The sequence below is a fragment of the Enterobacter sp. SECR19-1250 genome, assembly GCF_013391025.1.
Taxonomy (GTDB): Bacteria; Pseudomonadota; Gammaproteobacteria; order Enterobacterales; family Enterobacteriaceae; genus Enterobacter; species Enterobacter cloacae.
Window position 1 is genome coordinate 1 of record NZ_JACASJ010000118.1, and the last position, 8,787, is coordinate 8,787.

Below are 8,787 nucleotides of genomic sequence, written 5' to 3' on the forward strand. Positions count from 1 at the left end.
CTCATTCTCTGAAATGAATGAACATGAAAGGGCCATTGTTGCTCATTCATTTATGAACAACAGCGCGTCCTATGCGCATCAGAAAATGATTGAGGAACATAAAAAAATGCTGTCCGGCAGTGATGCAAATTCAAAGACCTCGTCTTCTTCTTTTAACGAACTGAATGCCGGAGAAAAAGCCGCTCTCGTGCATGAGCAGGTCAATAATGCCGGTGCGGAAGCACATCAGACGCAGGCAAGAAAGCTTCGCGGGCTGTATTCGACCAGGTAACTGCAGGCGGGTTAGTGCTTAGCGTCAGGTGCGCAGCAGGGCTTTACTGACGGGTTACGTAGCAGGACATGAGCCCCATATTGCTCTGCCGTAACCTGTTTCAGTCCCGTTAATCATCACCGTCGGGCTGGTCATACAGTTCCCAGAGCTTCCGGAGCAAACGGGAAACAAGATATGTTACAAAAATGACGACCATCAACGGTGCTCCCGATTAACTGACAGATGACACGCCTCCTGAAAACCCCTAGCATACGCCGCAGTGTTCATGCTAACGGCGAATTCCAGTAAATGTATTCTACCGATGTCGTAAAAGAAAATGCCTACCTTTCAGCCACCCGCTCGGGGCTGGAATCGAACGAGATCGCTACTCTTCAGCGCTCCTTGCCTTCCCGGTTTAATCTGCGGCATTTGAAAAAAAATGAATCATTAAAACTCGTACTGCAAAAGAAAGCGGGAAAATCACGTGTCGTGGCCTATAAATTTACGTCCGGTTCATTTAATTACACGGCGTATCGTATATCAGATAAAAAGTTCTATAACCTTTCCGATACTTCCGGGAAAGGCAGTCTCGATTATCCGTTACCGGCCACAGCAAGACTCAGTTCGCCTTTCAATCCTGCAAGACTTAACCCGGTATCGGGAAAAGTGAGTCCCCATAATGGCATTGATTATTCCATGCCCATGAACACGAAAATAGTCAGCGTCATCGACGGAAAAATCACCCGGGCCGAATACAACAGTACCATGGGATATTTTGTTGAAGTAACGGGAAAAGCCGGTGTTAAAACTCGCTATCTCCACCTCAATAAAATACTCGTTACTAAAGGGGCCAGGGTTACCCGGGGAGACGCTATTGCGTTATCCGGTAACAGCGGACGTTCATCCGGTCCTCATCTGCATTACGAGCTGGTCATCAATAACAATCCTGTTAACTCACTGGCGTTCCGGACGGCGGCACCCGCTGATAACAAACTCGAACAGCATGCCTTTGCGCATGCCAGAGACTACGAACGATACCTGGACTGATAACGGGACCGCGACGCGGTCCCGTCTGCCGGATTAATTTTTTTTATCGTTTTCACTTCCGTGATGTTGATGATCTCCATGCCCCCCGTGACCGTGGAAAAGATGCATGAGCGGACAAAGCAGCAGTAACAGATATGGCCAGTAGCCTGCCACATGTGACCAGTGTTCGCGCAGGAGAGCAAATGCCGCAATCGCGGCGACAGCAATAAGCGCATAGGTGGTACTTTTCATACCGGACTCCTTCTGTTCGTAACAGCCCCTTCACTCAGTGTTATTTCCCGAGCCTGACACTTTTCAGACGCAACGCATTTGCAATGACGCTAACGGAGGAAAGGGCCATGGCCGCCGCCGCAATAACTGGCGACAGCAGTATTCCATACACAGGATAAAGCAGACCTGCAGCCACCGGCACACCAAGTGCGTTGTAGATAAACGCAAAAAACAGATTCTGCCGGATATTTTTCATGGTGATCTCTGACAGATGACGGGCCCTGTTGAGTATCATCAAATCGCCTTTGAGAAGGGTAACGCCAGCACTTTCTATTGCCACATCTGTACCCGTTCCCATGGCTATACCCACGTCAGCCGCTGCCAGCGCCGGGGCATCATTCACACCGTCTCCGGCCATCGCAACCACATGGCCAGACTCTTTCAGTCGGGTTATCACTGCTTTTTTGCCATCCGGCAGAATCCCGGCTTCAACCTCATCTATTCCCAGTTTCCGTGCGACTGCTTCAGCAGTAAGCTGGTTATCCCCGGTGAGCATAACAATGCGGATCCCCGCCTGACGCAAAGCTTTAAGCGCATCCGGCGTGGTTGCTTTCACGGGATCCGAAATAGCTATCAGGCCTGCAAGGTTCCCGTCTGTGGCCACATAGATAACGGTAGCGCCTTCCATCCGCAACGTATCCGCAACGGCCTTTTGATTATCAATAACGATACTGTTTTCCTGCATAGCCAGTTCATTACCAATAACAACCCGTTGACCTTCGACATCGCCTGAGACACCTTTCCCCGACGGGGCATTGAAATTACTGACGGCAGGTATCACGATCCCCTTTTCATGCGCGGCTCTGACAACAGCCATACCCAACGGATGCTGCGAACCTTTTTCCACTGCAGCTGTTACACGTAAAAGAGATATTTCCCCACCCGGACTGAGACTGATAATCCCTGTCACCGTAGGCGAACCTTCCGTGAGCGTGCCTGTTTTGTCGACAACCAGCGTGTCCACTTTTTCAAGACGCTCAAGGGCTTCGGCATTCCTGATTAACACCCCGGCCTGGGCGCCTTTGCCCACCCCCACCATTATCGACATCGGCGTGGCCAGTCCCAGCGCGCAGGGACAGGCAATAATCAGGACCGACACAGCCGCAATGAGACCGTGCGCCATCCTGGGCTCGGGCCCCCAGACAGACCAGATCAAGAAAGCAACAACCGCGATAAGTATCACCAGAGGAACAAACCAGCCTGAAACGCTGTCTGCCATTCTCTGGATGGGGGCACGCGAACGCTGTGCATCAGCGACCATCTGAACAATTCGTGAGAGCATCGTTTCATCACCGACTTTCTCTGCACGGATGATAAGACTACCTGTCTGATTAATCGTCCCCCCAATGACAGGGTCACCCTTCGTTTTGGTAACCGGCATAGACTCCCCGGTCACCATCGATTCATCCACGGTTGTTTTGCCTTCGATCACGATACCGTCGACCGGAATACTCTCTCCAGGTCTGATGCGGAGCTTATCGCCAGGCAGGACATCTTCCGCATTAATATCCGTTTCATGACCGTCATGATCCAGCCGTCTGGCGGTTTTGGGGGCAAGGTTCAGAAGCGCAGTAATGGCGCCTGAGGTTTGTTCCCGTGCCCGCAGCTCAAGAACCTGTCCCAGCAGAACAAGCACCGTAATAACTGCTGCGGCTTCAAAATAAACGGCCACCAGGCCATCCATGTTTCTGAACGATGCAGGAAACCAGGAGGGGAAGACGGTTGCAATGACGCTGTAAACCCAGGCTACGCCGGTCCCCATTGCAACAAGGGTAAACATATTCAGGGAGCGGTTACGTAACGACATTCCGGCCCGGGCGAAGAATGGCCAGCCACACCACAACACGACAGGGGAGGCCAGAAGCAACTGCAGCCATGTGTTGTACTGTGGCGGTACTGTATTCCTCAAGTCGGGAAACAGATGAGATCCCATTTCGAGTACCAGAACCGGAAACGCCAGCAACAACCCCAGCCAGAAGCGTCTTGTCATGTCGTGAAGTTCATCACTCGGCCCCGTGGATGCCGTAGCTACGAGCGGCTCCAGTGCCATTCCACAGACAGGACAGCTTCCGGGACCACTGCGGCGTATCTCCGGGTGCATCGGACATGTCCACACACCTTCAGAATTCTCTTTTTCCGCCTGGTTGTGAGGCTGTTTTATCTGATCAGGGCTGACTTCGTGATGATCGTGGTGATGGTGATGGGAATGTTCACTGGCATCTTCGGTAAAATAATGATCGGGATGGGCTTTAAATTTGCTCTCACAGCTGGCGGAGCAGAAATAAAGCTGATGGTCCTGGTATCGAATGCTGCTGTGCGCCTTGTCAGGCAGGATGACCATCCCGCACACGGGATCTCTCACCTTATGCAATACGTGGCCCTCGTCCGGGGATAATGTCTGCTCAGAAGCAGTCTGGTTGTTGTGTTGCACTGCATTGTCATTTTTCACAGTAACTCTCCTTATGCATACCGAAGCATCTTCTGTCTTCAGGGTATGTCATGGATGCGATTACCACGAATATCGCCGGCACAGGAGTGCCTGCTACCGGCGTCCCGTTATCAGCCGTTCCGCTGACTATTCGATTCGCTGGAAGACTTTTTTACTTCCATCCGGTGAGAATGCGATAACATCGTAAGCCTCTTTTCGGGCTCCCATCTCCATTCCAGGACTTCCCGCAGGCATACCGGGGGTGGCGAGACCGTATATACCCGAACCAGACTGCATTGCCTTATGTATCGTTGTCGCAGGCACATGGCCTTCAATGATCAAATTACCGGCAACCGCGGTATGACAACTTCGTAGTCCTGCAGGAACAGCATGCTTTTCTTTCAGGGCTGACAGCGCCTGATCATTCATGACGTGAGTTCGTACTTCGAACCCGTCTTTTTCCATCGCTTTGCCCCACAGGGAACAACAGCCACAGTTTTCAGATTTGTACATATCAATCACTTTTTCACTCGCCATCGCGGGTAGTGAAAGGCCGAGAGCCAGCGCCATTAGAACCACTTTTTTCATACTCACCTCTGTATATTATCGATATAAACCCTGACGTCAGGGTGAATCAGTAAAGAAGGACACCCACAGGGGGTGCCCTTTCAGGTTCAGGACACGCTTTTTTTATGTCTGCGCAGCCAGATTAATTTGTAGGCGGCAGGAATAATGAACAGGGACAGCAGCGGAGCCGTGATCATCCCACCAATCATGGGTGCCGCAATACGGCTCATGACTTCTGAACCTGCGCCGGTTCCCCAGAGTATTGGCAGCAGACCCGCAATGATCACCGCCACGGTCATGGCTTTCGGCCGGACACGCAGTACGGCACCATGATAGAGGGCTTCATCAAGACCTTCCGGTGTGAACGTCTCTTTACGGGACAATTCCGGGTGCACTTCAATGGCATGACGCAGATACATCAGCATGACCACGCCAAACTCTGCTGCCACCCCGGCCAGGGCGATAAACCCGGTTCCGGTCGCCACTGACATATGGAAGCCCTGCCAGTACAGGAACCATATTCCGCCAACCAGGGCGAACGGCAGGCTCATCAGGATCAGCAGGGCTTCGTCAACCCGGCGGAATGCCAGATACAACAGGATGAAAATGATCATCACCGTCATCGGCACCATCAGCTTCAGTTTCTTGTTGGCATGCTCAAGCAGTTCAAACTGTCCGGAGAATGCCACACTGGTTCCCGGTCTCAGTTTCACTTTCTCGCTGATGGCCGTCTTAATGTCGTTAACCACCGACACCATGTCCCTGCCGCGGGCATCAACATAAATCCAGCTGGCTGGCCGGGCATTTTCGGTTTTCAGCATGGTTGGTCCAGAAACGACGTTAATATCCGCGACATCGCCCAGCGTGATCTGCTGCTTCATCGGGGTCAGGATCGGCATCTGTTTCAGCGCCTGCGGACTGTTCCGGTAATCCTGCGGGTAGCGAATGTTAATAGGGTACCGGGCCACCCCTTCAACCGTCTCACCCACCATAGCACCTCCGATTGCTGAAGAGACGAACAGCTGGACATCACCTACCGTCATCCCGTAGCGGGAGGCTTTCTCCCGGTTGATATCGATATCGATGTAGCGCCCGCCCTCAAGTCGCTCAGCCAGGACAGACACCACGCCAGGCACGGTTTTGGCTACCGCCTCGATACTCTGCGCCGTCGCGTCGATATCGGACAGAACAGTCCCGGACACTTTGATACCTATCGGGCTTTTGATCCCGGTTGAGAGCATATCAATACGGTTACGGATAGGCGGCACCCAGAGGTTTGCCAGACCCGGTAAACGGACTGTCCTGTCGAGTTCATCAATAATCTTGTCAATTGTCATGCCGGGACGCCACTGATCCTCAGGTTTGAGCTGGATCGTGGTTTCCACCATTTCGAGCGGCGCGGAATCCGTTGCGGTCTGTGCTTTACCGGTCTTGCCAAATACAGAAGCCACTTCAGGAACGCTTTTGATTAACTTGTCTGTTGTCTGCAGGAGCGCTGCAGCTTCTGCCGGAGAGACGCCAGGCAAGGTCGACGGCATATACAGCAGATCGCCCTCGTTAATCTTCGGCAGAAATTCACCGCCCACCTGACTCAGTGGCCAGATAACCGTGAAAATGGACAAGGCCGCAACCAGCAGGGTTGTTTTTGGCCAGTGGAGGACCCGCAGCAGCAAAGGATGATACGCTTTGATCAGCACCCGGTTCAGGGGGTTACTTGTCTCGGCAGGAATTTTCCCCCGGATCCAGAATCCCATCAGAATAGGAATGACGATGATGGCCAGTGCGGCCGCTCCCGCCATGGAGTACGTTTTCGTGAATGCCAGCGGTCCAAACAGACGTCCTTCCTGACCTTCCAGGGTAAAGATAGGAATAAAGGACAGGGTGATGATCAGCAGGCTGATAAACAGTGCGGGTCCCACTTCCACGGAGGCGTCGGTAATCACCTTCCAGCGGGTGGCGTTGTCAATCTGCTCACCCGGATGCTGATGATCCCATTCCTCAAGCCGTTTGTGCGCATTTTCAATCATCACAATGGCGGCATCCACCATCGCTCCGACGGCAATCGCTATCCCTCCCAGCGACATAATATTGGCGTTCAGTCCCTGGAAGTGCATGACGATAAAGGCGATACACAGGCCTAGCGGCAGAGAAATAATTGCCACCAGGGCAGAACGTACGTGCCACAGGAACAGGGCACAGACGATGGCCACCACGATAAACTCTTCCAGGAGTTTGTAGCTGAGGTTATCAATGGCCCGATCGATTAACTGGCTGCGATCGTAGGTGGTCACAATTTCAACACCTTCCGGCAGGCTGGCCTTCAGCGTCTCCAGTTTATCCCTCACTGCCGTGATAACGTCGCGCGCATTCTTACCCGACCGCAGGATCACCACGCCGCCGGCGACTTCCCCCTGGCCGTTCAGTTCGGCAATACCTCGCCGCATTTCAGGCCCGGTCTGCACGCGGGCAACATCCCGCAGATAAACCGGTACACCGTTCTCGCCGGTTTTCAGGACAATGTTATTGAAATCATCAATGGTCTGAAGATATCCGCTGGCCCGGACCATATACTCCGCTTCGGCCATTTCAACGGATGAACCACCGGCCTCCTGGTTAGACGATTCAAGAGCCTGTTTCACTTCAGGCAGGCTGACACCGTACTGGGACAATTTCTCCGGATTGACCTGGATCTGATACTGTTTCACCACGCCGCCAACCGAAGCTACTTCCGCCACGTTCGGGATGGTTTTCAGTTCAAATTTCAGGAACCAGTCCTGCAAAGAACGCAGTTCTGAAAGGTCGTGTTTTCCGCTGCGATCGACCAGGGCATATTCAAATATCCAGCCCACTCCCGTGGCGTCCGGACCGATTTCAGAGCTCACACCCGCAGGCAGTTTGCCCTGAACCTGATTCAGGTATTCCAGCACGCGCGAACGGGCCCAGTACAGATCGGTCCCGTCTTCAAAAATGACATACACATACGAATCCCCGAACTGTGAGAAACCACGCACGGTTTTTGCGCCAGGTACGGACAGCATGGTGGTGGTAAGTGGATAGGTGACCTGGTTTTCTACAATCTGCGGGGCCTGTCCGGGATAGCTGGTTTTAATAATGACCTGCACATCTGACAGGTCAGGCAGCGCATCGACCGGCGTGTTAATTATCGTCCATGTGCCCCAGATGCTGAGAAACAGTGCGCCCATCATGACCAGGAAACGGTTGGCGACAGAGCGCCGGATAATCCATTCAATCATCGTCGTCTCCTCAGTGCCCTGAATGCATATTTACAGGCTGGTCAGACATTGCTGGCATACTGCTTTCTGTTTTTTCAGGGTGGCGCATACGTTCCAGCGCGCCCGTAATATTGGCTTCGGAGTCAATGAGGAACAGGCCACTGACCACCACGGTATCGCCTTCATTCAGGCCGGAACCGATGCCGGACTGTTGCTGTGATTCATGCAGAACGTGGATCTGTTTCGGCACAAACTTGCCTTCATCATCAACAGTAATCACGCGCTGTTCTTTGCCGGTATCGATAACGGCCTGGCTTGGTATCAGCAGCATCTCCTGACTTTGGGTATTCAGTTTGAGATAGGCATTCATGCCCGGCTTGAGAAACTCATCCTTGTTAGTAACCTGGAGGCGGACCTGAAGCGTGCGGGTTGTCTGATCCACGCTGGGAAGAATGTTCCATTTTTCGACATGGAATGTTTTATCCGGATAAGCCGGTACCGAAATTTCAAACTGCGACGTATCTTTCAGCAGATAGGCGATAGATTCTGGCACTGCAGCGCTGATCCAGACCGGGTCCATCCCCTGAATCTGAGCCACCACCTTATCTTTGGAAATATTCATGCCGGTGCGCAGGTCAAATGCAGTAATGACACCATCAATAGGTGCTTTAATGGTAAAACGGGTCTGGATTGTGCGGGTTGAACGCAGCCTTTGAATATCCTCTTCCGGCATACCAGCCAGACGAAGTCGCTCCAGAACCCCTTTTATCTGGGTTGGCGTACCGCCTGTACCGGATAACAGCAGAAACTCACTTTGTGCCTCAACCCATTCAGGAATGGTGATATCGATAAGCGGAGTGCCTTTCTTCACATGATCGCCAATCGTCAGGGGATACACTTTTTCGACGAAACCGTCAGAACGCGCCTGCACAATGACAAACTGATACTCGTTATAGCTGACATTAGCCGGGATTGTCTGAGAATAATTCAGC

The 8,787-nt window shown here is 52.5% G+C and carries 6 protein-coding genes and 1 pseudogene; 2 read left to right on the forward strand and 5 right to left on the reverse strand.

The window, feature by feature from the left end:
• A pseudogene (locus tag HX884_RS22280) lies at window positions 1-271 on the forward strand (copper resistance protein); the annotation flags it as partial.
• Window positions 272-559: 288 nt separating this feature from the next.
• Window positions 560-1,297 carry a peptidoglycan DD-metalloendopeptidase family protein gene (locus tag HX884_RS22285; RefSeq protein ID WP_004388332.1) on the forward strand — a complete coding sequence of 246 codons (738 nt, stop codon included), beginning with the start codon at window positions 560-562 and terminating at the stop codon, window positions 1,295-1,297.
• Between the two features lie 33 nt (window positions 1,298-1,330).
• Here HX884_RS22285 and HX884_RS22290 read toward each other — a convergent pair whose 3' ends face one another.
• The 5 genes from HX884_RS22290 to silB form a co-directional block, all read right to left on the reverse strand.
• Window positions 1,331-1,528, reverse strand: a complete 198-nt coding sequence (locus HX884_RS22290) for a DUF2933 domain-containing protein (RefSeq protein WP_004388331.1) — start codon at window positions 1,526-1,528, stop codon at window positions 1,331-1,333.
• A gap of 40 nt (window positions 1,529-1,568) precedes the next feature.
• The gene (silP, locus tag HX884_RS22295; RefSeq protein ID WP_032664821.1) at window positions 1,569-4,016 is read right to left on the reverse strand and encodes an Ag(+)-translocating P-type ATPase SilP; all 2,448 of its coding nucleotides are present in this window, start codon (window positions 4,014-4,016) and stop codon (window positions 1,569-1,571) included.
• 126 nt (window positions 4,017-4,142) lie between these two features.
• Window positions 4,143-4,583, reverse strand: coding sequence for a DUF411 domain-containing protein (locus HX884_RS22300; protein WP_008322815.1), 441 nt, complete (start codon window positions 4,581-4,583; stop codon window positions 4,143-4,145).
• An 86-nt stretch (window positions 4,584-4,669) separates the two neighbouring features.
• Window positions 4,670-7,816, reverse strand: a complete 3,147-nt coding sequence (gene silA, locus HX884_RS22305) for a Cu(+)/Ag(+) efflux RND transporter permease subunit SilA (protein WP_033939199.1) — start codon at window positions 7,814-7,816, stop codon at window positions 4,670-4,672.
• Window positions 7,817-7,826: 10 nt separating this feature from the next.
• Window positions 7,827-8,787: Cu(+)/Ag(+) efflux RND transporter periplasmic adaptor subunit SilB (gene silB / locus HX884_RS22310; protein ID WP_178328811.1), on the reverse strand; the 961-nt coding region annotated here is incomplete at its 5' end.

Bases quoted from the DNA above. Each gene is read 5' to 3' on its own strand.
- HX884_RS22285 (WP_004388332.1), top strand. From the start codon at position 560: ATGTATTCTACCGATGTCGTAAAAGAAAATGCCTACCTTTCAGCCACC.
- HX884_RS22290 (WP_004388331.1), bottom strand. From the start codon at position 1,528: ATGAAAAGTACCACCTATGCGCTTATTGCTGTCGCCGCGATTGCGGCA.
- HX884_RS22300 (WP_008322815.1), bottom strand. From the start codon at position 4,583: ATGAAAAAAGTGGTTCTAATGGCGCTGGCTCTCGGCCTTTCACTACCC.
- silA (WP_033939199.1), bottom strand. From the start codon at position 7,816: ATGATTGAATGGATTATCCGGCGCTCTGTCGCCAACCGTTTCCTGGTC.